Below are 26,196 nucleotides of genomic sequence, written 5' to 3'. Positions count from 1 at the left end.
ATGGTTTCTATTGAAGATTATTTAGCAGAATTGCAAGAACGCTTAGAGGGCCTGGAAACAACGCAGGAACGTGAAGCACATGTGATTGCCAGTATCCGAGAAATTGATGAGGTTAATAACTTTGCTTTGTTAGCAGAAATTTCCGAATTTATCATTGCAGGAGAAGGGGTTGCTGAGCATTTTTCTCCTTCTTTGAAAATGAGTTCCCTTCACTGGTTGATTCACCAAATCGGTTGTGCGATTGAGCAGACGGCGGATGACGAAGGGGAAAAGCGGATGCGTCTGTATTATCACATGTATGATTGTATGTGGTATTTAAAATGGGTTTTACCGCTTCTTCCGACCAGCTTAGCCTTGGATAACATTCTCATACAAGAGGCCAATCAACTCATGCATGACCAGTACCAAGAGTTGGATTTTAGTTTAGCTATGTACTACAAAACCTTGATGCTACAAGCGATAGCCATGGGTGACGTCGCTGAGGCAAAGAAGCAATATCAACTGTGGCAGGAACATGCGGTAGAAAAAGATGTTATGAGTGATTGTGAAGCCTGTGAAGTGGCAGAAGAGGTCCGCTATTTGAGCTTTATTGGAAAGCACAAGGAGGCTTTGGAAAAGGCAGAGCCGATTTTACAAGGCACACTTGAATGTGCGGAGCTTCCGCAGATGATTTATAGCTCAGTTTTGACGAGCTTATATGCTCTGGGCAAGATAGAAGAGGTGGAAGATTTGTTGCCCGTAGTCATCCAAGCGATGGAAGAAGATAGCAACTTACTTTCGAACGTCGGAACTGTTATTGAAATGGCTGTGAAAATCGGCGAAGAACAACTGGCTATAGACTTGATGTTTCAATATGAGGATACTATTTTTTCTCTAGCTCGCGATTTAACAACGATGAAATATCTGATAGCCATATCACCCTTTGATGAGGCTTATTATGAGCGGGCAAAAGAATGGGTGACTTACTTTGATGAACGCAATCAAAATCACTATTATAGTGATTATCTGGCTGCCTACCTAAAGGATATAGAAGAAGGATTTTAATACTCGTCGAAAATCAAAAGCTGATGTCCTTAACTCAGCTTGCTGAACCCTAGTTCTAGCTGTGGTTTTCTTTCCTAGTCAGATGTAATATAAGCATGAAAAAACGGCTCTTTGTCAACTGTAGTGGGTAGATGAAAAGCTAACACCTAGAGAGGACCAAATTGGTCTTCTCAGATTGAAGACAAAGTCCTAGAAATACTTGTTTCTGAGGGCTTTTTTTGATGTCAAGGAGTATAATAGAGGTAAGAAGAATGTGAGGTGTTGGCTATGTTTCACAAAGAAAATCCCGATTATAACCGTCGTCAAGTAGGCTTCTATACGCTTGAAGAGTTAGTTCCAAAGGACCACTTTCTGCGTCAGTTGGAGGAAACTGTCGACTTTTCTGTCATCTATGACTTGGTGGAGGATAGTTATTCCTCAGACAAGGGTCGTCCTAGCCTTGACCCTGTTATGCTGGTCAAAATCCCTCTGATTCAGTGCTTCTATGGCATTCGCTCCATGCGTCAGACCATCAAGGACATTGAGGTCAATGTTGCCTATCGTTGGTTTCTGGGCTTGAGTCTGGACGATAAGGTGCCTCATTTTACCACATACGGTAAAAACTACAGCCGTCGTTTCGCTGAAACAGAAGTGATCACGCGTATCTTCGAACATGTCCTCAATCTCTGTTTGACTGCTGGATTAGTGGATACAGATGAGATTTTCATCGACGGAACGCACATCAAAGCAGCTGCCAACAACCATAAATACAGACGACAAGAGGTCGAGGCTCAAGCTAAATGGATGAGTGAACAACTCGAAAAAGAAATCGCACAAGATCGGGTAACACATGAAAAAAAGCCCTTAAAGCCCGCCGCAAAAGGCGAGGCTAACACTAAAAAGATGTCCACGACTGACCCTGATAGTGGTTGGTTTCATAAGGGGGAGCATAAGGAGGTTTTCGCTTATGCAGCACAGGTGGCTTGCGACAAACACGGTTGGGCATTAGCCTATACTGTTGAAGCAGGCAATGTCCATGATAGTCAAGCTTTCCCTGCTCTTTTCGCAAAGCTAGAACCGTTTCACCCCAACTATATCATCGCTGACTCTGGTTATAAAACTCCCAGTATTGCCAAATGTCTACTGGATCAGCATATCACACCTGTCTTTCCCTACACCAGACCTCGTGGCAAGAAGGGCATGTTACGACCGAATGATTTCATTTATGACGAGCATTATGACGTCTACCTCTGCCCTGAAAACCAAGTCTTGTCTTACAGCACTACCAACCGTTCTGGCTATCGAGAATACAAGAGTAACCCTAAGACTTGTGCAACCTGTCCACTCCTAAAGAGTTGTACTGAAAGTAAGACCAAGCAGAAGCTAGTCACCAGACATATCTGGAAAGGTTACATGGAGATTTGTGAAGAGATTCGCCACCAAAGAGGGATGAAAGAGCGATATCAGCATCGCAAGGAGACGATAGAGCGACTCTTTGGGACGGCTAAAGAATACCATAATCTCCGCTATACAAGAGAAATTGGTAAGACCAAAATGCGAGATAAGGTTGGGCTGACTTTGGCGTGCCTTAATCTCAAAAAACTGGTGAAAATGAGGGCAGGAAGACCTTTTTATGTTGCCCTAATCTACTCTTTTAGACTACTTTTTTCAAAAATAACACAGCAAACAAAAAGACAAACTAGTTTAAGGGCTAGTTTGTCTTCAGTCTGAGAGGACCAACTTGGTCTTCTCTTTTTTGATGTTTAAGGCAATCAAAATCCGCTTTTTGAAGTTTTCAAAGTTCCTGAAACCAAAGGCATTTCGTTTAATGACTTTGATAAGATTATTGGTAGCTTCCAATTTAGCGTTGGAATAAGGCAATTCCAAAGCGTTTAAAACCTTGTCCTTATCCTTTAGAAAGGTCTTAAATACCGTCTGGAAAATAGGGTTAACAGTGGCTCTTTCTTGCTCAATTAGGTCAAAGAAATGCTCTGAGTTCCTCTCTTGGAAATGGAATAAAAGAAGTTGATAGAGTTCATAATGTTGTCGTAACTCATCTGAGTAGGATAGGAGCTTGTCTAAGATTTCCTTATTGGTCAAATGCATGCGAAATGTAGGGCGATAAAATCGTTTATCACTGAGTTTACGGCTATCTTGTTGTACCAGTTTCCAGTAGCGTTTGAGCGTCTTGTATTCATGCGATTTGCGGTCAAAAGCATTCATGATTTGGGTACGGACACGGTTCATAGCACGGCTGAGATGTTGCACAACGTGGAAACGATCAAGCACGATTTTAGCATGAGGAAAAAGTTGTTTGGCTAGTTGATAGTAAGGGCTAAACATGTCCATAGTGATGAATTTAACGCGGTTTCTGACCTGTCTAGGGTATCTCAGAAAGTGATTTCGGATGGTTGCTTGCGTTCTTCCATCAAGGATAGCGATGATGTTATTTGTGTCAAAATCTTGAGCGATAAAGCTCATTTTCCCTTTCTTGAAGGCATACTCATCCCAGGACATGACTTCTGGAAGCTTACCCCACTCCGTTTCAAATTTAAACTCATTGAGTTTTCGAATAACTGTAGATGTAGAAATGGAGAGTCTGTGTGCGATATGTGTCATTGCTTGCTTTTCGATGAGTAATTGTGCGATTTTCTGGTTGACAGCGACAGAGATTTGATGGTTCTTCTTAACAATAGGAGTTTCAGCGACCGCTATTTTCCCACATTCCTTGCACTTGAAACGACGCTTTCGAAGGCGGATAAGTAGCGGGTAGCCAGCAGTTTCTAAGTAGGGGATTTTAGAGGCTTTCTGGAAGTCGTACTTAGCCATTTGTCCCTTGCAGGAAGGGCATTTAGGGGCTGTGTAATCCAAGTGACCGTGGAGTTCTAAGTGTGTTCCCATGTCGCATTAATTAGTGATAGTGATATTTTTGTCTTTCATTTTGAGAAAATTTGTGATAAGATTTAGTTGTTCCATATGAGTCTTTCTAAATGATGGTTTTGTCGCTTTTCATTATAGGTCATATGGGACCTTTTTTCTACACTGAAAAAGGCTCCATAATTTCCACAGTGGATTTACCCACTACAGATATTATAGAGCCGAAAAAACCAAGTGACCTGTTCACTTGGTTTTTTGTGGGTGATTTTTAAAAACGAATAGTTTGCTCAAGATATAGTTTAGGACAATGATACTGACTTGGGCAATCAGGCTCTCAATAAAATCAATAGCAGCGGCATCATTGTCTACAAATTGCCCAATGATGTGTGGAAATTGCTTGATAAAGAGAAAGGTCATGCCTATATCAAAGCAGAAGGTCAAAAGTCTAGCTGCTCCAAATTTTACCAAACGGGAAAACCAGCCTGCCCGTGCCTGTTTAAAGACAAAGACATCATTTGTGAGAAAGGCAAATAAGACAGCAATGATATTGGCAACGGCTGTTGCAAGGAGCGACTCTTTGCTGATGGAAAATAGAGTTAGTCGCGTTACTAAATAGACGACTGTAGTTACCACTCCAAAGAATAGATAGGAGAGAATTTCATTGTCAAAAAAGGCTTTTATCAATTTTTTCATAAAATTAGTCTATCATATTTTTGAAAATTATGCTATACTAGAAAACGTTGTAAAAATGGTGAATCTATTTCTTCAGCAATCAGTTGACGGAAGTCTGACTCTGCTGATTAAGATGTAGTCTTGTCGCATTTTTTACGACCCTTGGCACTTCCATCCTTTAGCCAAGCATATTACACGCGGTACAGCCGCCAAAGGAGTTTTATATGGGAAAAATAACTGTTCGTGATATGGCACAGATTGCCATTGTTGCTGCGATTTATGTCGTTCTGACCTTAACACCACCGCTCAATGCCATGAGCTACGGTGCGTATCAATTTCGCCTATCGGAAATGATGAATTTTACGGCTTTTTATAAACCTAAGTATATCATCGGCGTGACCTTGGGGTGTGTGATTGCTAATTTCTTTAGCTTTGGATTGATTGATGTCTTTGTTGGAGGAGGCTCTACCTTGGTCTTTCTGAGTCTGGGTGTGTATTTCTTCCGCAAATATATGGAGGAGCGATTATTTGGTGGCGTTTTTAACAAGGCCTTTGTCTATTTTTCAATCTTTTTCTCGATTTCTATGGTGACCATTGCAGGTGAGCTGGCTATTGTAGCACAAGCCCCATTTTGGTTGACTTGGTTTACGACTGCAATCGGTGAATTTGCTTCCTTGATGATAGGAAGTCTTCTGATGGATAAGATTGGCAAGAGGATTGATTTAACCAAATAAGTAGAAGGAGTTGGGGTTTGCCCAACTTTTTTAAAAATCAGCTAGATTCCCTTGACTTGGAGTGCACTCCAAGTGGTATACTAATACTAGTTTTGTAAAGAAAGTGAGGAAACTAAATGAAAACAGCCATTTTTGAAAAGGCCGGTTCGATGATTATCGGTGAGGTAGATAAACCACAGATTCAAGAAAAGGATGATGTGATTCTCAAGATTGTACGGGCCTGCGTTTGTGGGTCAGATCTGTGGTCTTATTCGCATGGAGATGATAAGGCTGCACATTCAATGAACTCTGGTCATGAGGCTTTGGGAATTGTAGAAGAGGTTGGAAGTGAGATTACTACGGTCAAACCGGGCGATTTTGTTATCGTACCGTTTACCCATGGTTGTGGTCATTGTGATGCTTGTCGTGCAGGATTTGACGGGACGTGTGATAATCACCCTGTGCCCACTAACTGGGGTGGTGGTTTCCAATCTGAGTACCTGCGTTTCCATTATGGAAATTGGGCTTTAATCAAGGTACCAGGTCAGCCCTCTGATTATTCAGAAGGTATGCTCAAATCTCTCTTGACCTTGGCAGACGTGATGCCGACAGGTTACCATGCGGCTCGTGTGGCAAATGTCCAGCGGGGAGACAAGGTTGTGGTCATCGGAGATGGAGCAGTTGGGCAATGTGCGGTGATCGCAGCGAAGATGATGGGGGCTTCTCAGATTGTTTTGATGAGTCGCCATGCTGATCGGCAAGCCATGGCCTTAGAATCTGGTGCGACAGCTGTAGTAGCAGAGCGTGGTGAAGAAGGTATTGCCAAAGTCCGTGAGATTTTAGGTGGTGGAGCAGATGCTGCACTCGAATGTGTCGGAACGGAAGCTGCCATTGAACAAGCCCTTGGTGTTCTCCATAATGGTGGACGTGTTGGTTTTGTTGGAGTACCACATTACAATAGCCGACCGCTCGGTTCAACCTTTGCCCAAAATATTTCAGTCGCAGGAGGTTCAGCCTCAGTGACGACTTACAATAAGCAAATCTTGCTCAAAGCCGTTTTGGATGGCGACATCAATCCAGGTCGGGTCTTTACGCAGACCTATGCCCTTGATGACATTAACCAAGCCTATAAAGACATGGCAGACCGCAAGGTCATCAAGTCTATGTTGCTTGTGGACTAGGTTTTTACCAGCCTAGCTAATCATGGCTGCCATCTCGTACATGCTCATCTGACTGAGATTGGACTTAGCTTCAGCTATTCTCATCAAAATGAGTGAAAGTAGAATGATGCTATGACTGATAGATACGATAGTCGCTTTTTAAGCTAGCTGGTCTAATCGATAATCCAGGGAACTGTTGCTAGCCAATTCTGAACACGAACAGGCGAGGTCAGTCAGAGAAGTGACTGTTGATAGCTGAGCAGGGAAAAGCGAGAGTAGGAAATATTCAGAGCTTAGAAATGAGAGCAAAAGTTTTTTCTTGTATTATTTGAATGTTCTTCCATACTCATATCAGACGTTAAAATTAAGAAGACCTGCTTCATCATTAGAACAGGTCTTTTTACCTGTCTAAAAATATCAGTTATTGGAAGATAAATGGCGTTGAAATAGCGGATTTATGGTAAAATAGGAGTATGAAAGATAGAATTTCGGAATTAGTGAAAACCTTAAATCGTTATGCGGAAGCTTATTATACAGCGGATGCTCCCTTGGTCTCAGATAGTGAGTATGATCGTCTTTATCATGAGTTGGTCAGCTTAGAAGAGCAGTATCCTACTCTGGTCATGCCCAACAGTCCGACCCATCGCGTTGGTGGTAAGATTTTAGAGGGATTTGAAAAATACCAACACCAGTATCCATTGTACAGTTTGCAGGATGCTTTTTCACGTGAGGATTTGGAGCAGTTCGACCAGCGTATTCGCAAGGAATTTCCAAAGGTTTCTTATTTATGTGAATTAAAAATAGATGGATTATCCATTTCTCTTATGTATGAAGAGGGGATTTTAGTGGCCGGAGCGACCCGTGGAGATGGCTCGATTGGGGAAAATATCACTGAAAATCTCAAGCGTGTCAAAGATATTCCCTTGGTCTTGGAGCAGCCTTTGACGCTTACAGTGCGCGGAGAGTGCTATATGCCGCGTGCTTCCTTTGAAGCAGTCAATCAGCTGCGTCAAGAAAATGGTGAGCCAGAATTTGCCAATCCTCGAAATGCTGCCGCAGGGACCCTCCGTCAGTTGGATACCAGTGTAGTGGCTCAGCGAAATCTTGCAACTTTCTTATACCAAGAAGTGGAAAGCACAGGTGCCACCACTCAGGAGGGAATTTTACAAACTTTGGTGGAACATGGTTTTTCGGTCAATTCCCAGTATGCCCTAGCCCAATCTGTTGAGGAAATGTGGTCCTTCATCGAAAGAATTCAGGAGGAGCGAGACCAGTTGCCTTATGATATTGATGGGATTGTGATTAAGGTCAATGACCTGGCCATGCAGGAGGAACTAGGCTATACGATTAAGGCACCTAAGTGGGCCATTGCCTATAAATTCCCAGCTGAGGAAAAAGAAGCCCAGCTGTTATCCGTTGATTGGACGGTCGGAAGAACAGGGGTAGTCACACCAACGGCTAATCTAACTCCTGTTCAGCTAGCCGGGACCACGGTCAGTCGTGCAACGCTCCACAATGTGGACTACATTGCAGAAAAAGATATTCGTAAAGACGATACCTTGATTGTCTATAAGTCAGGTGATATTATCCCCAAAGTTTTGCGAGTGGTGGAAAGTAAGCGTGTATCTGAGGAGAAGCTGGAGGTTCCAAGCCATTGTCCGAGCTGTGAGGGAGATTTGCTTCACTTTGAGGATGAGGTCGCCCTGCGCTGTATCAATCCTCTTTGCCCTGCACAAATGAAGGAAAAATTAATTCATTTCACGACGCGGGATGCCATGAATATCGTTGGTTTGGGACCAAATGTGATTGAGAAATTATTTGCCAAGGACTTGATTCGGGATGTGGCTGATATTTATCGGCTGACGATGGAGGATTTCTTGACTTTGGATAAGGTCAAGGAAAAGTCAGCGGATAAGCTCTACACAGCCATTCAAGCGTCGAAGTCGAATTCTGCCGAGCGGCTCTTGTTTGGTCTAGGAATTCGTCATGTGGGAGCCAAGGCCAGTCAAATCTTGCTGGAGCATTTCCGAAATTTAGACAGCTTGATGCTTGCGGAAAAGGAAGAAATCGCAGCTCTTGACAATCTAGGGATGGTCATTGCAGAAAGTTTGACAACCTATTTTGCCCAAGGAGGGACCAAAACTCTTTTGGCAGAATTGAAAGAGACTGGTGTGAACCTTGATTATCTAGGAGAAACCGTTGCTGACAATGCAGCTTTATCGGGTATGACCATTGTCTTGACAGGGAAATTAGAGCGTTTGACACGCTCAGAAGCCAAGAAAAAGCTTGAGAGTTTAGGGGCGAAAGTGACAGGCTCTGTCTCGAAAAAGACGAGCTTGGTCGTTGCTGGATTAGAGGCAGGAAGTAAATTAACAAAAGCTAATGAACTAGGTATCGAGGTTCGTGATGAAGCCTGGTTAGAGAGCTTATAGAGGTGCAGATGGAAACAAATAGAAAACGAGCACGGCTCATTTATAATCCGACCTCAGGTCAGGAGATTATCAAAAAAAACATTGCAGAAGTACTGGATGTGCTAGAGGATGTTGGCTATGAAACCAGCGCCTTTCAAACAACGCCAGAACCCTTTTCTGCGCAAACCGAGGCAGAACGAGCTGCTAAGGCAGGTTTTGAATTAATCATCGCAGCAGGCGGAGACGGCACCATCAATGAAGTGGTCAATGGGGTAGCCAATTTGGAAAATCGACCAAAACTCGCCTTCATTCCGACTGGAACGACTAACGACTACGCGCGTGCCTTAAAAATTCCGATGGGAGATCCCGTTGCTGCGGCACGTATTATTGAAAAAAATCAAACGATAAAGATGGATATTGGTCGAGCTTATGGCGAGAAATACTTCATCAATATTGCAGCAGCAGGAACCTTAACAGAGCTTACTTATAGCGTGCCAAGTGAGGTCAAATCAAGACTGGGTTATCTAGCCTATGTGGCAAAAGGGGCGGAAATGCTCCCTAAAATCAAACAACGTCCCGTGCGTATCGAACATGACCATGGTGTTTTTGAAGGACAAGTGTCCCTTATCTTTGTAGGCTTGACCAATTCCATAGCAGGTTTTGAGCAATTGGCACCAGATGCCAAGCTAGATGATGGAAATTTTACGCTGATTTTAGTGAAAACAGCTAAGGTCTTTGATATGCTTAGCTTGATCATCCAAGCTATGAATGGAGGGCAGCATGTCACGGATAGCAATGTGGAGTACCTGAAGACCAGTAAATTGACCCTGGAGGTTTTAGATCCAGACAATCCATTTATGCTCAATTTAGATGGTGAATATGGTGGAGATACGCCTGTAACCTTAGAAGTGCTGAAAAATCACTTGGAATTTTTTGTCAATATGGATGAGATCAGCAACGATGCCCTGTCTGAAGAAGGGGGCAACTAGATGTTTCATTATCGTGTCCTCCTTCATTACCATCGTAAGGATGGAAATGAAAGTGACCATCAGGTATGGCAGTGGCGAGACGGAGAGCACGGGTTTGACGTGCTCTTTACAGAAGAGGATGATTTTGGAGCTTTTGTGCTCCTAGATTATCCGACTTATAGAAGTTTGGATTGGGTCTATGCTCTTGTTAAGAGTCCAGACTGGACCAAGCAGTCAGTTGATTATCAGATTTCTCTATTGCCGCCGCACTTGGTGACAGAGGTTTGGGTGATTGAGGGGGATGATTGCTTGTATTATTCACGACAGGCAGCAGAAACCAGTCCATTTTACGCTCGCTCAAATCCACATGCATTTGACATGGCTCTTGATAGCCAATCTTTTGATCGCTATTGGGGGTATGCAGGCACTTTAGGCTGTGAAGTAGAAGAAAAGCAAACGATCTTTAAAGTCTGGGCACCCACAGCGAAATCTGTCGAGCTCCATCTTTATTCTACTGCTGAACATACAGCCTCCCTGCAAGCAATTTATTCCCTTGAGCGAGGAGAGGAGAAGTCTTGCAATCACCAAGAAAATACAATTGGTGTCTGGTCTTTGACGATCCCTGAGGATTTATTAGGCCATGCTTATCAGTATCAACTGGATTTTGGCTATAAAAGAGAACTAACACGCGATCCGTACAGTAGGGCAACCAGTCCTGACGGCAAGCGAACAGCCATTGTATCGGAGACAGAATGCCGGATAGAACCCTTGGAGAAGGCTAGAGATAGCAAGGCTCCTTGGCGTTTAGACAATCCCTGCCAAGCAGTGATTTATGAAATGCACATTAGGGATTTGACCCAATCTAGTACTTCAGGTGTTACAAAAGCCCTTTCTGGCACCTTTTTAGGAGCTTGTGAAAAGGGAACGACAAATAGCTATGGGCAAAAAACAGCCTTTGACTACATTCAATCCTTAGGTGTAAATGTGGTTCAACTGCAGCCAGTGTCGGACCGCCATAAGGAGTATGATAAACATGGACATGTTCTTTATAATTGGGGCTATGATCCACAAAATTACAATGCCTTAGAAAGCAGTTTTTCAACTAATCCTAGTGATCCAGCCCAAGTGATTCGAGATTTCAAAACCATGGTTCAAGCCTACCACGAAGCGGGGATTTCTGTGGTGCTGGATGTCGTGTATAACCACATTTATTCAACGCTTGATTCCCCTTTTCAGAAAACAGTTCCGGATTATTATTATCGGATGAATCCAGACGGATCTTTTCAAAATGGGACAGGAGTTGGTTCTGAGACAGCCAGTGAGCATGAGATGTTCCGCAAATACATGATTGATTCCCTAACCTACTGGGTCAAGGAATATGACGTCGATGGTTTTCGGTTTGACCTTATGGGAATTCATGATGTGGACACCATGCGAGCTATTCGCGAGGCCTTGGATGAGCTAGACCCTCGAATCTTGCTATATGGCGAGGGTTGGGATATGGGATTAGGCCTAGCAGCTGAAGAAAAAGCCAAGAAGGATAATGCCTATCGCTTATCAGGAATTGGATTTTTTAATGACAATGAACGCGATGCGATCAAGGGTGCAGAAGTCTATGGAGGCTTAAAAGCAGGATTTGTGAGTGGTGAGGCAACAGAGCCGATTATTGCCAAGAGTATCTTAGGCAGTCGGGAATTAGGAACCTATCTAGCCCCTCATCAAGTATTGAACTATGTGGAAGCCCATGATAACTATAATCTTCATGATTTGCTAGCAACGCTTCATCCTAATGAAAGCAAAGACAGACTTAACAAGCGAATTGAGCTAGCTACAGCCATGAATCTCTTGCTTCAAGGGATGTCCTTTATGGAGCTGGGACAGGAATTTTCTCGTACCAAACTTCTCGCAACAGGGGCTCAGGGCGAAGTGACCCAAAAGGACAGGGAACGAGCCATGAATAGCTATAATGCACCGGATTCAGTCAATCAAGTGAATTGGGATTTGCTAGAGCTTCACAAGGAGAGTATCGATTTTATCCGACAAATCATTTCCTTAAAAACCAAGGCACAAGCCTTCTCTTATCAAACCTATGAAGATATCTATCAGCAGGTGTATATCCATAGCGCAGCAGCTGGAAGTGGCTTGATTATCTTTGAAATCAAAGCTGACAAGCACTACCTCATCGTCTTTAATGCCAGTGGCGAAGGCTTTGCTTACGAAAATGCAGGTAATCTCAAGGTTCTTGTTACCAATAGTAGTAAGGAAAATCCTAATATTTTAGATGACCTGAGTGCAACTGTTTTTGAGATTTGTTAAAAAATCATCAGCTGTCAAGTTTTTTTCTTGACACCCTTTGGCAACTATGGTATCATAGATACTGTTGGTGGTTCTGAACCACCCAAATAATTACAAAAGAAAAGAGACTATAAAAATGGCAGTAAAAATCCGTTTAACTCGTATGGGTTCTAAGAAAAAACCTTTCTACCGTATTAACGTAGCAGATTCACGTGCTCCACGTGATGGACGTTTCATTGAAACAGTTGGAACTTACAACCCACTTGTGGCTGAAAACCAAGTAACATTGAAAGAAGATCGCGTTCTTGAGTGGTTGGCAAATGGTGCACAACCTTCTGATACAGTTCGCAACATCCTTTCGAAAGCTGGAGTATTGAAGAAATTCCACGATTCAAAATTCTCAAAATAAAACGAATTAAGAGAGTACACTTATGGACATGATTGAAAATCTGATTATTGCAATTGTGAAACCCTTGATTTCACACCCAGAGTCTTTAACGATTAAAATTGAAGATACGCCAGAATTTTTGGAATATCACTTAGAGATGGACCCAAGTGATGTTGGGCGTGTAATCGGTCGCAAAGGTCGCACGATTTCTGCGGTAAGAACGATTGTTTACTCTGTCCCAACTGAAGATAAAAAAGTGCGCATCGTCATTGATGAGCAATAAGAAAGGGCTCTTTGTCAACTGTAGTGGGTAGATGAAAAGCTAACACCTAGAGAGGACCAAATTGGTCTTCTCTTTTTTGATGTTGATGGCAATCAAAATCCGCTTTTTGAAGTTTTCAAAGTTCCGAAATCCAAAGGCATTACGCTTGATGACTTTGATGAGATTATTCGTCGCCTCAAGTTTGGCATTTGAGTAAGGCAATTCCATGGCGTTGAGAATCTTATCCTTGTCCTTCAAAAAGGTATTAAATACGGTCTGGAAAATCGGGTTGACAGTCTGCCGATCGTCTTGGATAAGTCCAAAAAACTGGTCAGCTTGCTTCTCCTGGAAGTGAAAAAGCAGTAGTTGATAGAGCTCGTAGTGTTCTCTCAGTTCTTGAGAATAGCCGAGCAGTTTAGCGACAATCTCCTGGTTGGTTAAGTGCATGCGAAAAGTAGGGCGATAGAACCGCTTGTCACTGAGTTTACGGCTATCTTGTTGTACCAGTTTCCAGTAGCGTTTGAGCGTCTTGTATTCATGCGATTTGCGGTCAAAAGCATTCATGATTTGGGTACGGACACGGTTCATAGCACGGCTGAGATGTTGCACAACGTGGAAACGATCAAGCACGATTTTAGCATGAGGAAAAAGTTGTTTGGCTAGTTGATAGTAAGGGCTAAACATGTCCATAGTGATGAATTTAACGCGGTTTCTGACCTGTCTAGGGTATCGTAGGAAGTGATTTCGGATGACCACCTGCGTTCTTCCATCAAGGATAGCGATGATGTTATTTGTGTCAAAATCTTGAGCGATAAAGCTCATTTTCCCTTTCTTGAAGGCATACTCATCCCAGGACATGACTTCTGGAAGCTTAGCCCAATCCGTTTCAAACTTAAACTCATTGAGTTTTCGAATAACTGTAGATGTTGAAATGGAGAGTCTGTGTGCGATATGTGTCATGGCTTGCTTTTCGATGAGTAATTGTGCGATTTTCTGGTTGACAGCGACAGAGATTTGATGGTTCTTCTTAACAATAGGAGTTTCAGCGACCGCTATTTTCCCACATTCCTTGCACTTGAAACGACGCTTTCGAAGGCGGATAAGTAGCGGGTAGCCAGCAGTTTCTAAGTAGGGGATTTTAGAGGCTTTCTGGAAGTCGTACTTAGCCATTTGTCCCTTGCAGGAAGGGCATTTAGGGGCTGTGTAATCCAAGTGACCGTGGAGTTCTAAGTGTGTTCCCATGTCGCATTAATTAGTGATAGTGATATTTTTGTCTTTCATTTTGAGAAAATTTGTGATAAGATTTAGTTGTTCCATATGAGTCTTTCTAAATGATGGTTTTGTCGCTTTTCATTATAGGTCGTATGGAACTTTTTTTCTACACTGAAAAAGGCTCCATAATCTCCACAGTGGATTTACCCACTACAGATATTATAGAGCCTAAGAAAGTCGCCTTTGGGTGGCTTTTTTGCTTACTTGAGAAAATACATGAAACATGATAAAATAGGGCATAGTATACAGGATAGGAGAGCACATGAATTATTTTAATGTTGGAAAAATCGTCAATACTCAAGGACTTCAGGGGGAAATGAGGGTCTTGTCTGTGACGGATTTTGCAGAAGAGCGATTTAAAAAAGGCAATCAGCTAGCCTTATTTGACACTAAAGACCAATTTGTCATGAATGTAGAAATTGCTAGCCACCGGAAGGCGAAAAACTTTGACATTATCAAGTTTAAAGGGATGTACCATATCAATGATATTGAAAAATACCGTGATTTTACCCTCAAAGTAGCAGAAGAGGACTTGACGGACTTGGAGGACGGTGAATTTTACTACCATGAAATTATTGGCCTTGAAGTTTATGAAGGTGAGCAGTTGCTTGGGACGATTAAGGAAATTTTACAGCCAGGGGCAAATGATGTGTGGGTAGTCAAGCGGAAAGGCAAGCGCGATCTTCTTCTTCCCTATATTCCGCCTGTGGTCCTGGAAGTAGATGTGGCAAATGGTCGTGTCCAAGTAGAGATTCCAGAAGGATTAGATGATGAAGATTGATATTTTGACCCTCTTTCCAGAGATGTTTGCACCCTTGGAGCATTCGATTGTTGGTAAGGCTCAGGAAAAAGGCTTGCTTGAGATTACCTACCATAATTTTAGAGAAAATGCTGAAAAGTCTCGCCATGTAGATGATGAACCTTACGGGGGTGGTCAGGGAATGTTGTTGCGGGCTCAGCCGATTTTTGATGCCTATGATCAGATTGAAAAGACCTCTCCTCGCGTCATCTTGCTAGATCCTGCTGGTAAGCGGTTTGATCAAGTTTATGCGGAAGAACTAGCTCAAGAAGACCATTTGATTTTCATCTGCGGTCATTATGAGGGGTATGATGAGCGCATTAAGACCTTGGTGACAGACGAGATTTCATTAGGGGATTATGTCCTTACAGGAGGGGAACTTGCTGCGATGACTATGGTCGATGCGACTGTTCGCTTAATTCCAGAAGTGATTGGTAAGGAAGCCAGCCATACAGATGATAGTTTTTCGTCTGGTTTGTTGGAATACCCTCAATATACGCGTCCCTATGATTTTAGGGGGATGCTAGTACCAGATGTTCTCATGAGCGGTCATCATGAAAATATCCGCAAGTGGCGTCTGTATGAGAGCTTGAAGAAAACCTATGAACGCAGACCTGATTTATTAGAGCAGTATGAGTTGTCTGATGAAGAAGGTAAAATGTTAGAAGAAATTCGGCAGCAGTCAGGTCAGTAAAACTAGCTTTTATTGATCATTTGTAAACTTATCTGGGAAATGTCAGATTACTGGTAAATCCATCCAACGAAACAGGGAGGCTGAGACAAAAGTGTCCAGCCTCAATTCCTTTATAGATTGAACAGTTTGACGCAGTAGTTGTCGGATTTGCAAAACGTTGCTCAATCAACATTCTACAAATCGCGTCAACCTTGGGGGGAGGTGAGAGTAAACTAATCCAGTGGATTGGTTTAGCCCGAACCTAGAAATAAAAAAGTGAGATAAATCGATTTCTACGAAATATCGATTTTTTATACGTAATCTTACGGAATGGATATTTTTTTGAGTAAGCACATCGCGCTCATCCTGGTTTGTCTCCCTCCCTCTTTTTTCTCTTTTTCAAAAAAATTCTTGACAAGATTTGGAGGACGTGATATATTATTAACTAGTTAAGAAACTGGTTAACAAAGCAACGTGAATCTTTTTATTTTTAACTTTATTGTTAACCAGTTTATAATGAGTAAAGGAGTTTCTATGAAAAAAAGGACGATGGTTTTGGCTTTGGTGGGTCTGATGACGGCTATAGGCCTCATGGGATGTAGCCAAGAGACTGGCAAAAAAGACTCAGGGATGAAGATTGTCACTAGTTTTTATCCGATTTATTCAATGGTTCAAGAAATCGCAGGGGAAATCAATGATGTTCGCATGATTCAATCGAGCAGCGGTATTCATTCCTTTGAGCCTTCTGCTAATGATGTGGCTGCTATCTATGATGCAGATGTTTTTGTTTATCACTCACGGACCTTGGAGTCTTGGGCGGGGTCGCTCGATCCTAGTCTTCAGAAATCAACGGTGAAGGTTATTGAAGCTTCGCAAGGGATGAGTTTAGATAAGGTCGCTGGACTTGAGGATATGGAGGCAGGAGAAGGAGTTGATGAAAAGACGCTCTATGATCCCCATACCTGGCTAGATCCTGAAAAGGTAGCAGAAGAAGCTCACATTATTGCACAGGAGTTGTCAAAGGTTGATCCTGATCATCAGGATGTTTACAAGAAAAATGCCGACAAGCTGAGTCAGGATGCTCAGGCTTTAACCAAGAAATACCAACCGATTTTTGAGAAAGTGTCTCAGAAAACCTTTGTCACCCAGCATACCGCCTTTTCTTATTTGGCCAAGCGTTTTGGTTTAGAACAGCTGGGAATTGCAGGGATTTCTCCTGAACAAGAACCAAGTCCACGTCAGTTGGCAGAGATTGAGGAATTTGTCAAACGCTACAAGGTACAGACGATTTTTGTTGAAAGCAATGCATCGTCAAAAGTGGCAGAAACCTTGGTCAAATCAACCGGTGTAGATTTGAAAACCTTGAACCCTTTAGAGGCTGACCCAGGAAATGATGCTTCTTACCTAGAAAATTTAGAAGAAAATTTAGAGAGATTAGCAAAGGAATTAAATAAATGAAAAAGAAACAGTATATCATAGGAAGTGTTGCCGTTCTTGCGCTTAGTTTGTGTAGCTATGAGCTAGGTCGCCATCAGGCAAGTGAAAGCAAGGAGAACCATCGTGTAGCCTATATTGACCAAAAGGATAAAAAAACTGACAGTAGTTCTAAGAAGGCTGAAAATCTAACGCCCGAGCAAATCAATGCTAAGGAAAATATCAAGGCTGAACAAATTGTCGTGAAAATCACCGATAAAGGCTATGTAACGGCACATGGGGATCATTACCATTATTACAATGGGAAAGTCCCTTTTGACGCCATTATCAGCGAAGACTTGATAATGAAAGATCCGAATTATCAGCTTCAGGAGTCAGATATTGTCAACGAAGTAAAAGACGGCTATATCATCAAGGTCAACGGTACCTACTATCTTTACCTAAAAAATCCTGCTCAACGAACCAATGTACGGACCAAGGAAGAAATTGCTCGCCAGCGGGAGGAGCATTTAGAAAGCAAGGCAGCCAGTGCTAGTGGAGGTAGTGAAGGTCGCAAGGGAACTGCTACATCCTCACCTGCAGTGAAGGCCGCAAAGGCACAAGGTCGCTACACCACAGATGACGGCTATGTCTTTAGCCCAACCGATGTGATTGAGGACACTGGAGATGCCTTTATCGTTCCTCATGGAAATCATTTCCACTACATTCCTAAGAGTGATTTATCACCAGGCGAGTTGGCTGCAGCTCAGAGTTATTGGAATAGTAAAAAAGGAGGAGGAGCTTCTGCTCCGTCTTATGCTCAAGCAGGTGCAAGTACACCGACAAATGCAGCAAGTACTGGTGTGAGTGCACCAGTAAATGCAGGTGGTTCACAAACGCATCGTTCAGAAACTGCAGGGTCTGTTGAGCGCCCAGCAGTTAGCCAGCCAGAAGTGATTGGCCATGCTCCGAATTTAGGAGTTGCTACTAGTCCAAATATCATTCCGCATGCCAATCAAGAGCGCAGTCTTTTCCAACTTTTGCAGGAATTGTATCGGACACCGCTTAGTGAACGTCATGTGGAGACAGATGGCCTGGTCTTTGACCCCGCACAAATCACCAGTCGTACGTCACGAGGAGTGGCGGTACCTCACGGTGATCATTTCCACTTCATTCCGTATGCACAAATGTCTCCGTTAGAGGAGAAAATTGCTCGGATGATTGAGATTGGAAAAGCGATAAAACCAGACGCAACACCAAGCGAGCCGACTGTTCCAGCGAAACCAAGCAATCCAGTAAGACCAATTAACAAGCCAAGTGCAGTGCCAACTACGCCAACACAGCCTGTTGAGCCAAGTAAACCAGTCGAAACTGTTCCAACTCCAGCAAATCCAATTGAGCCAAGCTACAAACCTGAAGATAAGCCATCAGTTGAGGTTCCTAAAGAGCCAGAAAGTCAGCCAGTACTTCCTCAGGATCCGAAGCAGGAGGAAGCCCCTAAGGCTGAAAAAACGCAGAAGAAAAGTATGTATTCGCAGGAAGAATTGGCCGCAGCACGAGCAGAAGGCCGCTATACCTCTGCTGAAGATGGCTATATCTTTAAGGCAGAAGACATCATCAGTGATGAGGGCGAGTCTTATCTGATTTTCAGAGACAATTACACACATTGGGTAGATAAAGAGTCTCTTTCAGAAGCAGAATTAGCAGAAGCCAAAGCCTTTTGTGAAGCAAAAGGGTTGAAAGCTCCTGCTGCAGATGATGTATCCTATTTTGATGCCAGCAAGGAAAGTGCAGAGGCAGTCTTTGAACGAGTGACCCCTAAGAAAGTGATTCCGTTTGAACGCTTGCCGTATAATTCAGGCTATGTGTCTGACATTAAGAAGGGCAAGATTATCATTCCTCACCGGGATCATTACCATAATCTATCCGTTTCTTGGTTCAATGATTCAGAATCCTTTAAAGCACCGAGTGGCTATAGCTTGGAAGACTTGTTTGCAACCATTAAATACTATCTTGCCCATCCAGAGGAACGTCCATATTCGCAATATGGTTGGGGTTCTGTAGAGGAGAGCAAGGAAGAAACACCGAACATTCCAGAAAGTAAGCCAACAGAGGCACCTAGCCACCCAGAGCGAGAAGGCAAGCCAAATTCACAGATTGTCTATACACCTGAGGAAATTGCTGCTGCCAAGGCGCAAGGTCGTTATACAACATCAGACGGCTATATCTTTGATGCCAAGGACATTGTTGAAGACCTTGGAGATGGCTACTTGGTTCCTCACATGAGTCATAGCCATTATATTCCAAAGAAAGATTTGTCTAAAAAAGAACAAGAAGAAGCACGTCGCTATGTGGCAGAAGCTGGTCTTGCAGATAAGAAAGAAGCACCTACAGCTCCAAGCACTGGTGAAAAAGCAATTGACATCTACAATCGTGTCGCAGCAGCCAAACTTGTCCCAGTTGAGGCAATGCCTTATAACTCAGCTTATGTTGTAGACTTTAGAGATGGGCAGATGATTATTCCACATTATGATCACTATCACAATATCTCTCTTTCTTGGTTTGATGAAGGTTTGTATCATGCACCAGCAGGATACACCTTGGAACAATTCTTCGCAACGGTCAAATACTATGTCACTCATCCAGAAGACCGACCAGTCTCTGATGACGGATTTGGCAGTGCCAGCGACCATGGCAAGGCGACTGATGAAGGAAAAGAAAAAGCAGAAGTTCCAGCAACTCCAACACCAACAGTGCCAGCGGAGCCAACACCAGTCGAACCAGCAGAGGAAGAGCCAGACGAAGAAGAAATTGCACGGACTAACTTAGCCAAGGAATTTGGCATGAGTTTGGATGATTTTGAGGATAAATTAGTCGCGATCGCCTTAAAATACAAAGTCAGCATCGAAACATTTAGTTACCATCCAGAAAATGGTAGTGTATCCTTGACAGATAAGTCAGGCGTAACCCACATTGTTTCACTTGCGACATTGGAAGATATTTCCTAAAAGGAAAACGCCCTAGTCAGGGTGTTTTTTCTATCCCATGAACAAAATCGACCTCGTATCTATGAGGAGTTGGCCCTATTCATTAAATCTCAAAATAACCATTTTATCTATAGGACCAAAGGTGTTGAAAAATCAGTATCTTTGAAAGTTGCGTTTGTGAAACGATTACACATTCATTGTGTTTTAAAGACCTTGTGATGGTGTGCATGTAGGTTTTCATGTTGATTTTCATTGGGTATCCGGCAAGATTTCTGGCTGTAGGAAGGAAATGATAAAAAGGATTTAGCCTCTAAATGATGGCTAAATCCTTTTTGTGATAAATGGTATTTTGACAAATCTACTGTTCGTCATTGTTTGCTTGTGGTTGCCAAATCCAGCTTGTTCCTTGCTGTTGCAGAAGCTCGAAGCTTGCTTCTGGGCCCATGCTTCCTGCTTGATAGAAGTGAAGGGGAGCCTGGTTATTTGCCCAAGTATCTTCGATTTGATCAATCAATTCCCAGCTAGCACGGACTTCTTCCCAATGACTGAAATTGGTCGAGTCATTGTGGAGAACATCGTAAATCAATTTTTCATACGGATCAGGAGAGGCTCCAGATGCAGTTGCATTGGTACGATAATCTAAGGTATTTCCTGCAAGTTGGAATTTCTCTCCTACTTCCTTGCCGTTGATACTGAGGGAGAATCCTTCCGTTGGTTGAATAAAAATAGTCAGGACATTAGGAGTAAGGGGAACACCAAAGATGGACTCCATTTGCTTGAAGGTGATATTAACGAGAGTTCCCTTGTCCGTCAAGCGTTTGCCGGTGCGAAAGAAAAAGGGAACATCTTGAAAGCGCGGGCTATCTACAAAGAAAGTTCCCGCAGCAAAGGTCTCTGTCATGGACTCGGGAGTGACATTTGGCTCGCTTCGATAGGAAATATATTTTTTCCCATTCACAGTTCCAGACTTGTATTGACCGCGAATGAAGAGTGTTTGAAGCTCTTTCTGGCTTGGTTTGCGGAGCTGTTGGAAGACCTTGATTTTTTCTTGGCGAATATCTTCTTTACTAAAGGTACTTGGCTTGTCCATAGCAAGGAGTGAAAGCAGTTGAAGTGTATGGTTTTGGACCATATCACGCAAGGCTCCACCGGAGGTATCATAGTAGCCACCACGCTCTTCGACCCCTAATTTTTCTGCAAAGGTAATCTGCACATTGTCAATATAGTCTTTATTCCAGATATTTTCAAAGAGGAGGTTAGCAAAGCGCAGGGCAAAGATACTTTGAATCATTTCTTTGCCGAGGTAGTGGTCAATGCGGAAAATTTGTTCTTCATCAAAGGCAGCAAGCAGTTCCTCATTGAGTTGGCTAGCGGTTGCGAGGTCTGTTCCAAAAGGTTTTTCCACAATCAAGCGTTCAAAGCCCTTGCCATCAACGATGTTTTCAGATTTGAGGTGCTTGGCAATGGTGCCAAAAAATTGAGGAGCCATCGAGAGAAAGAAGAGTTTATTGTGCTCAGCTTGGTAACGTTCATTGAGCTCTTCTTGCAATTTTTTGAGCTTGATGTAGTGTTCAGTGTCAGCTACATCGTGGCTTTGGTAATAGAAATGACTAGCAAATTCTTGGGCTTGTTCGTGGCTATCTGCCAAATCAGAGATAGACTCCACGACGACGGATTCAAAATATTCCTTGCTCCAAGGGCGACGGGCTGTTCCGATGACGGCAAAATGCTCAGAGAGATTGCCGGATTTATAAAGACGAAAGAGTGAGGGGTAGAGTTTACGTTGCGCTAAATCACCACTTGCACCAAAGATAGTTACAATCACTTTTGCGGACATATCGAATACCTTTTTCTAATATTTGTTTTATTTTACCACAAATCATCTAAAATTTCTGCCTTTTTACTTGGAGAAACTAAAAACCTAGACAAAATATGGGGGTAAAAATTCTTACCTTTCTAGTTTAATAAATATTTTTTTGCAAGTGTGGTATACGGAAATAAAAAAGGAGATTTTAGTGTGAAAAAATCAACATCATTGCTTGTTTTATGGTCTGCTGGGATTTTGCTTAGCCTAACTGCTTGCGGAAGCAAAATCGAGTCCCCAAAAGCTACCTCATCAGAAGAGTCAACGGCTCAAACATCTTCTCAAGCAAACGCCCAGGGAAAATACGGTATTGGAGACAAAATTACTTTTGACGGGCAAGCAGAGTACACCATCACTGGGGTTGAGTGGAGTGAGGAACGCAATCAATTTGATCAAAGTCATCCAGAGAAGGTTTTGAAAGTATCCTACAATGTGACAAATCTATCCGATAAGGATTTACTGATTGGATCTGATATTGATCTCTATGTAGGTGGAAAAAAGATGGGAACTTATCCAAATATAGTTGACTGAAACTAAAGTAGGACAAAAGTGCTTCAAGAAAAGTATCGTAATTTGGCAATACTTTTTTGAGGTGCTTTTTTGATCTGAATCCATATTGTCTCAATGGGATTGTACTCAGATGAGTAATGAGGAGGTAAAAGTTTATGTCCTTACTCATCGTATAAGAATTTTATCCTAATCATTTTTAAAAATGTTTCATGAATATATAAATTAACGTTTGATAATTATAAAATATAGTGGTAGAATATAATCAAACTTGGGAAGGAGGAATTGATATGAAGCTCTTAGAATTGCAGAAAAAATCTGCTGAAGCTAAACCAAATTCATGGGCTAGTTTGATTAGTTCTTCATCAAACATTTAGCATTTTATTTTGTAGAAAATGCTATTAATAACAAGACAGGCTAGTTAATATATTCTAGTTTACCCATGGTGCTAGTTAATTTCAAGATAGTAAGTATGAAAAATCATTAGCAAAAAATATAAATAGCGAATTTTATGAATATTATATAGCAAATGGAATATGTGGTTTAATATTGGTTCTTACTGAATTTATGCAAAAGACTAAAGATGATAGATATTTTAGTAAAATGGAATATTTTGCTAAACTCTGTAAAGGTATATACAGCACATCGCCAAGCTTCTTTAGAGGTAGTGCAGGTTTTCTATACACTTTCTATAAAATTTATAAAAATTTTAAATTAAATAAAGAGTTTAGGATTGAAGTTGTTAAACAAATTGAACAATTTTATCTTGATATTACAAATATGATTTTAAATGGTAAAATTTACGATGTGAATTTTGATAACCACGAAAAAAATTTTTTTGGAGGAAAAGAAGGGATATTAACGATTTTAGATTTAGTTAATAAGAATAGTGACAATCAAAAAATATTCCCTTTTATAATATAAAATGCAACTAAATCTGCAAAAAAAGATTAATTATTTAAATGAAGCTCTACTTTTAGCAACATACGTTTGCAACACAGATACATCGAATGATTCTGTATTGCCAATAGACTATAAAAAAATTGCTTTTTCTAAAGTTGAGATTGAGAGAGAGTATCAATGGTTAGTTTCATTTTTAAGTGTTGTTAGAACAGAAGCAAGAGTATTAGTAGACAGTCATTCAGATTTGAAAATACTATTTCAAAGGTTTGATAATGAAAGTGTTCCTGAGATTTTAAATTTTTTAACATTTTCAAATCTTAAACAAAGCATAGAATATTATTCACCAAATGAACTATTGGAAAAAATAAAAAAATTTTTCATAGTTAATATGGAGTCGTTAGGATTTACTATTACAACAAGTTTTAGTTTCGATGAAATTGATAGTATGACTCTTTTTAATGAGCAACAACGTTATATGCTTTACAAATTATTTAATAATATTAATAAGACTTATGATATTTTTTATAAATTTTTATCATCAATGGAAAGCATAATTAAAAGTCGTGAAAAAATCTTGATAAAGGAGTTTAATACCTTTTACGATAGTATCGAAGCAATAGATATTTGTTCTATAGATTCTACTGGAGCTTTAGGTACTATTCTAGAAAATTATAAAATAGATTATTTAGAATATACTTTTTTTATTCAATTTCATCAGCCTATAGGATTTAGTTTATCATCTGAAGATAAACTAAATGGCTTTCTATTTATTGGCTTTCTTCCTTATTTGTTAAGGGATAATTATATTTCAGTTGAAGAAAACAAGAATGAAATGGCTAGTAAGTTTTTGGCACTATCGGACCCAACTAGATTTAATATTATAATGTTATTATCTAGAAGCTCGATGTATGGAAGAGAAATTGCAGAAGAATTATCAATTTCTACAGGAACAATTAGTCATCATTTGTCTCTTTTGATCAAAGAAGGCATAATAGTTTCGGAAACTAAAGGAAAACGAATATATTACAAGATTAATCAAATAGAACTAGATAGAATGAGTCAATTTATCAATCAAATTGGGGGTAGAGGAAATGAGGAATAGATTATTTATTGAAATAATAAAAGCTAATATCAAACATACTGTTTTAGCTATTACTACCCAGATTCTTTTTGCATTATCGGTAACGTTAGTATCTTATTCACTATCAATTATGTTTGAAGCATATAGCAAGGATAAAACAGATTTTTATAGGTCTATCACTTTTGTTGGAGTCATAGTCATGATAACTACCTTGTTATCCTATATTTCTGAATACTTTAAAGCAAAATACATAAGAAAAACTAATGAATCTTTAAAAACCAAAATTACAGAAAATACTATTGAAAAATCTTATAGTTTAATTGTTACAAAAGATATTGGTAAGTCAATTTCATGGTTCATTAATGATGCAGATCAAATTGAATCACAAGCCTTTGCAAATTTCCTGGATTTTATATTTGGTATTACAATTGTTCTAAGTGCATTTTTCTATATATTAAAATTACATTGGTTACTCGCTCTGACTTCAATTATATTTCTTGCTATTTCATTAATTATTCCTAGAATAACTCAAAAATATATTAAGTTATCACAAGAAAAATATACTATCGAAAATGAAAAATATACTGAATCGGTTAGAGATAATATTGAAGGTTTAGGTGTTTATTTTACGGGGAATGCTTTATCAATGTTTCATAGTAAAATGAAGGATTCTATTGCGTTAAGAGAAAAACAATATTTCAATTTTTCAATTACTAAAGCGAAAATCGGTGGTGTGATGCTATTAGCGTCTCTATTGTCACAGATTGGCTTAGTTGTTATTTCATTGTATATATCAAGTCTAGGGTTTACCGCCACAGGTAGTGTTTTGAGTATTGCAAGTCTAGCAGGTAATTTATTTAATGGAGTTCAAAGTTTGACAGGTACGTTATCAACTTTCAAAGGAGCCGAGGTATTATTAGATAAGTTTCAAAGTACAAGAGTAGAGGAACAGCATTATATAAGTAATCTTAAAAAGATATCAATTGACTCAATTAACTTAGAATATAGTGAAAATACTATATTTGAAGATTTTTCTTTTGAATTTAATAAGGGTAAAAAATATGTTATTGTCGGGGCTTCAGGAAGTGGTAAATCAACGTTACTTAAATTAATTTTGGGACTTGCAAGTCCCAACTCAGGACAGATTAAAATCAATGAATATGATATTAATGAAGTAAACTTAGAAAAATTTTATCAAAACATATCTTATATTGATCAATCTATTTATTTAATCAACGGAACTATTCGAGATAATATAACTTTAGGTCAGTTTGTTTCAGAAGAAAAAATGGACGATATTTTAAACAAGGTACAATTAAAATCATTTATAGAAAAGCAACCTCTGGGCTTAGATACCCTCCTTGAGTCAAATGGGCGTAGTATTTCAGGAGGAGAAAAGCAGAGAATTGCTCTTGCTAGAGCATTAGTTAAAAACGTTGATTTTATATTAATTGATGAGTCTACTTCACAACTTGACAAAGAAATTAGAAGTTCTATTGAAGAAACGATATTATCTTTTGACAATTTAGGTCTTATTTATGTAAGTCATAATACAAATACTAAAATACTTAATAGATTTGATAAAATAATTAATAGCCAGTCATTTAGGTAGGTATAGATAGAACGTAAAAATTATAAAAGTAAATATGGTCTCTTTCTTTTCTAATTACTAGTGAAATACTTTTTATTTTTCACGATAAATTATGACTATTTATAAATAGTACGAAAAGTTACATTAAACGGTGTCAGCTGATCGAAGTTATGGGGGAGCAATTGGGCATTTTGAAGTAAATGGTAGCGGAGAGATGGAGTTTGAAATCAAACCCTTCGCTGATTTTAGTGGCAGCAAGCCTGCTATTGTAGCTTTTAAGCTGGACTAATACTCTATAAAAATCAAAATATGACTAGCTTCCACAATTGAGAATTGT

At 40.5% G+C, this 26,196-nt stretch carries 19 protein-coding genes, 3 pseudogenes and 1 riboswitch; of the genes and pseudogenes, 18 read left to right on the top strand and 4 right to left on the bottom strand.

What is annotated here, in order from left to right; translation table 11 throughout:
* Both BFM96_RS08980 and BFM96_RS08975 read left to right on the top strand, forming a co-directional pair.
* Entirely contained in the window at positions 1-1,044 is a 1,044-nt protein-coding gene (locus BFM96_RS08980; protein ID WP_068993190.1) for a hypothetical protein, read from the top strand.
* Positions 1,045-1,311: 267 nt separating this feature from the next.
* A pseudogene (locus tag BFM96_RS08975) lies at positions 1,312-2,647 on the top strand (IS1182 family transposase); the annotation flags it as partial.
* Positions 2,648-2,745: 98 nt separating this feature from the next.
* Here BFM96_RS08975 and BFM96_RS08970 read toward each other — a convergent pair.
* A pseudogene (locus tag BFM96_RS08970) lies at positions 2,746-3,999 on the bottom strand (ISL3 family transposase).
* A 144-nt stretch (positions 4,000-4,143) separates the two neighbouring features.
* Positions 4,144-4,593, bottom strand: coding sequence for a GtrA family protein (locus BFM96_RS08965; protein WP_068993188.1), 450 nt, complete (start codon positions 4,591-4,593; stop codon positions 4,144-4,146).
* A gap of 108 nt (positions 4,594-4,701) precedes the next feature.
* Positions 4,702-4,799, top strand: a riboswitch (PreQ1 riboswitch).
* Here BFM96_RS08965 and BFM96_RS08960 point away from each other — a divergent pair.
* The 7 genes from BFM96_RS08960 (at position 4,797) to BFM96_RS08930 (ending at position 12,790) form a co-directional block, all read left to right on the top strand.
* Positions 4,797-5,306, top strand: coding sequence for a QueT transporter family protein (locus tag BFM96_RS08960; RefSeq protein WP_068993185.1), 510 nt, complete (start codon positions 4,797-4,799; stop codon positions 5,304-5,306). Its footprint overlaps the riboswitch before it by 3 nt.
* A 116-nt stretch (positions 5,307-5,422) precedes the next feature.
* A complete protein-coding gene (locus BFM96_RS08955; RefSeq protein ID WP_068993183.1) occupies positions 5,423-6,466 on the top strand; it encodes a zinc-binding dehydrogenase in 1,044 nt (347 codons plus the stop codon).
* Between the two features lie 452 nt (positions 6,467-6,918).
* Entirely contained in the window at positions 6,919-8,877 is a 1,959-nt protein-coding gene (ligA, locus tag BFM96_RS08950; RefSeq protein WP_068993181.1) for an NAD-dependent DNA ligase LigA, read from the top strand.
* Positions 8,878-8,885: 8 nt separating this feature from the next.
* Positions 8,886-9,845, top strand: coding sequence for a diacylglycerol kinase family lipid kinase (locus tag BFM96_RS08945; protein WP_068993178.1), 960 nt, complete (start codon positions 8,886-8,888; stop codon positions 9,843-9,845).
* Entirely contained in the window at positions 9,846-12,140 is a 2,295-nt protein-coding gene (pulA, locus tag BFM96_RS08940; protein WP_068993175.1) for a type I pullulanase, read from the top strand.
* Between the two features lie 115 nt (positions 12,141-12,255).
* Positions 12,256-12,528, top strand: a complete 273-nt coding sequence (gene rpsP / locus BFM96_RS08935; protein WP_068993172.1) for a 30S ribosomal protein S16 — start codon at positions 12,256-12,258, stop codon at positions 12,526-12,528.
* Between the two features lie 22 nt (positions 12,529-12,550).
* Positions 12,551-12,790 (top strand): KH domain-containing protein, encoded by a 240-nt coding sequence (locus tag BFM96_RS08930; RefSeq protein WP_068993169.1) that lies wholly within the window; start codon positions 12,551-12,553, stop codon positions 12,788-12,790.
* Between the two features lie 39 nt (positions 12,791-12,829).
* Here the strand turns inward: BFM96_RS08930 and BFM96_RS08925 are convergent.
* A pseudogene (locus BFM96_RS08925) lies at positions 12,830-14,086 on the bottom strand (ISL3 family transposase).
* A gap of 217 nt (positions 14,087-14,303) precedes the next feature.
* Here BFM96_RS08925 and rimM point away from each other — a divergent pair.
* The 4 genes from rimM (at position 14,304) to BFM96_RS11505 (ending at position 19,934) form a co-directional block, all read left to right on the top strand.
* Complete coding sequence (gene rimM, locus BFM96_RS08920) at positions 14,304-14,822, top strand: ribosome maturation factor RimM (protein ID WP_068993167.1); 519 nt, start codon at positions 14,304-14,306, stop codon at positions 14,820-14,822.
* A complete protein-coding gene (trmD, locus tag BFM96_RS08915) occupies positions 14,812-15,534 on the top strand; it encodes a tRNA (guanosine(37)-N1)-methyltransferase TrmD (RefSeq protein WP_068994297.1) in 723 nt (240 codons plus the stop codon). The genes rimM and trmD overlap by 11 nt, the downstream gene beginning before the upstream one ends.
* A 552-nt stretch (positions 15,535-16,086) precedes the next feature.
* On the top strand, positions 16,087-16,971 hold the full coding sequence (locus BFM96_RS08910; protein WP_373283969.1) for a metal ABC transporter solute-binding protein, Zn/Mn family: 885 nt from the start codon (positions 16,087-16,089) through the stop codon (positions 16,969-16,971).
* Positions 16,968-19,934 carry a pneumococcal-type histidine triad protein gene (locus BFM96_RS11505; RefSeq protein ID WP_068993161.1) on the top strand — a complete coding sequence of 989 codons (2,967 nt, stop codon included), beginning with the start codon at positions 16,968-16,970 and terminating at the stop codon, positions 19,932-19,934. The genes BFM96_RS08910 and BFM96_RS11505 overlap by 4 nt, the downstream gene beginning before the upstream one ends.
* 337 nt (positions 19,935-20,271) lie before the next feature.
* On the opposite strand, the gene zwf is transcribed toward BFM96_RS11505, so the two are convergent.
* Positions 20,272-21,750 (bottom strand): glucose-6-phosphate dehydrogenase, encoded by a 1,479-nt coding sequence (gene zwf / locus BFM96_RS08900; protein ID WP_068993158.1) that lies wholly within the window; start codon positions 21,748-21,750, stop codon positions 20,272-20,274.
* Between the two features lie 180 nt (positions 21,751-21,930).
* Here zwf and BFM96_RS08895 point away from each other — a divergent pair, with 180 nt between their 5' ends.
* From BFM96_RS08895 to BFM96_RS11255, 5 genes are all read left to right on the top strand, one after another.
* Positions 21,931-22,308 carry a hypothetical protein gene (locus BFM96_RS08895; protein ID WP_068993155.1) on the top strand — a complete coding sequence of 126 codons (378 nt, stop codon included), beginning with the start codon at positions 21,931-21,933 and terminating at the stop codon, positions 22,306-22,308.
* A 525-nt stretch (positions 22,309-22,833) separates the two neighbouring features.
* Positions 22,834-23,208, top strand: a complete 375-nt coding sequence (locus BFM96_RS08890; protein WP_188595284.1) for a glycoside hydrolase family protein — start codon at positions 22,834-22,836, stop codon at positions 23,206-23,208.
* 1 nt (position 23,209) lies between these two features.
* Entirely contained in the window at positions 23,210-24,289 is a 1,080-nt protein-coding gene (locus BFM96_RS10960) for an ArsR/SmtB family transcription factor (protein ID WP_083201778.1), read from the top strand.
* Positions 24,279-25,880 (top strand): ATP-binding cassette domain-containing protein, encoded by a 1,602-nt coding sequence (locus tag BFM96_RS08880; protein ID WP_068993149.1) that lies wholly within the window; start codon positions 24,279-24,281, stop codon positions 25,878-25,880. The genes BFM96_RS10960 and BFM96_RS08880 overlap by 11 nt, the downstream gene beginning before the upstream one ends.
* A 130-nt stretch (positions 25,881-26,010) precedes the next feature.
* The gene (locus BFM96_RS11255) at positions 26,011-26,148 is read left to right on the top strand and encodes a hypothetical protein (protein ID WP_189234566.1); all 138 of its coding nucleotides are present in this window, start codon (positions 26,011-26,013) and stop codon (positions 26,146-26,148) included.
* Positions 26,149-26,196: the final 48 nt, after the last annotated feature.

Source organism: Streptococcus himalayensis (assembly GCF_001708305.1).
Lineage (GTDB): Bacteria > Bacillota > Bacilli > Lactobacillales > Streptococcaceae > Streptococcus > Streptococcus himalayensis.
This window is presented reverse-complemented; position numbering and strand designations above follow the sequence as displayed.

What these genes read in the sequence shown, in the direction of transcription:
- BFM96_RS08945 (WP_068993178.1), top strand. Translation starts at nt 8,886, where the DNA reads ATGGAAACAAATAGAAAACGAGCACGGCTCATTTATAATCCGACCTCA.
- BFM96_RS11505 (WP_068993161.1), top strand. Translation starts at nt 16,968, where the DNA reads ATGAAAAAGAAACAGTATATCATAGGAAGTGTTGCCGTTCTTGCGCTT.
- rimM (WP_068993167.1), top strand. Translation starts at nt 14,304, where the DNA reads ATGAATTATTTTAATGTTGGAAAAATCGTCAATACTCAAGGACTTCAG.
- BFM96_RS08880 (WP_068993149.1), top strand. Translation starts at nt 24,279, where the DNA reads ATGAGGAATAGATTATTTATTGAAATAATAAAAGCTAATATCAAACAT.
- zwf (WP_068993158.1), bottom strand. Translation starts at nt 21,750, where the DNA reads ATGTCCGCAAAAGTGATTGTAACTATCTTTGGTGCAAGTGGTGATTTA.
- BFM96_RS10960 (WP_083201778.1), top strand. Translation starts at nt 23,210, where the DNA reads ATGCAACTAAATCTGCAAAAAAAGATTAATTATTTAAATGAAGCTCTA.
- BFM96_RS08910 (WP_373283969.1), top strand. Translation starts at nt 16,087, where the DNA reads ATGACGGCTATAGGCCTCATGGGATGTAGCCAAGAGACTGGCAAAAAA.
- ligA (WP_068993181.1), top strand. Translation starts at nt 6,919, where the DNA reads ATGAAAGATAGAATTTCGGAATTAGTGAAAACCTTAAATCGTTATGCG.
- BFM96_RS08980 (WP_068993190.1), top strand. Translation starts at nt 1, where the DNA reads ATGGTTTCTATTGAAGATTATTTAGCAGAATTGCAAGAACGCTTAGAG.
- trmD (WP_068994297.1), top strand. Translation starts at nt 14,812, where the DNA reads ATGAAGATTGATATTTTGACCCTCTTTCCAGAGATGTTTGCACCCTTG.
- pulA (WP_068993175.1), top strand. Translation starts at nt 9,846, where the DNA reads ATGTTTCATTATCGTGTCCTCCTTCATTACCATCGTAAGGATGGAAAT.
- BFM96_RS08965 (WP_068993188.1), bottom strand. Translation starts at nt 4,593, where the DNA reads ATGAAAAAATTGATAAAAGCCTTTTTTGACAATGAAATTCTCTCCTAT.
- BFM96_RS08960 (WP_068993185.1), top strand. Translation starts at nt 4,797, where the DNA reads ATGGGAAAAATAACTGTTCGTGATATGGCACAGATTGCCATTGTTGCT.
- rpsP (WP_068993172.1), top strand. Translation starts at nt 12,256, where the DNA reads ATGGCAGTAAAAATCCGTTTAACTCGTATGGGTTCTAAGAAAAAACCT.
- BFM96_RS08955 (WP_068993183.1), top strand. Translation starts at nt 5,423, where the DNA reads ATGAAAACAGCCATTTTTGAAAAGGCCGGTTCGATGATTATCGGTGAG.
- BFM96_RS08930 (WP_068993169.1), top strand. Translation starts at nt 12,551, where the DNA reads ATGGACATGATTGAAAATCTGATTATTGCAATTGTGAAACCCTTGATT.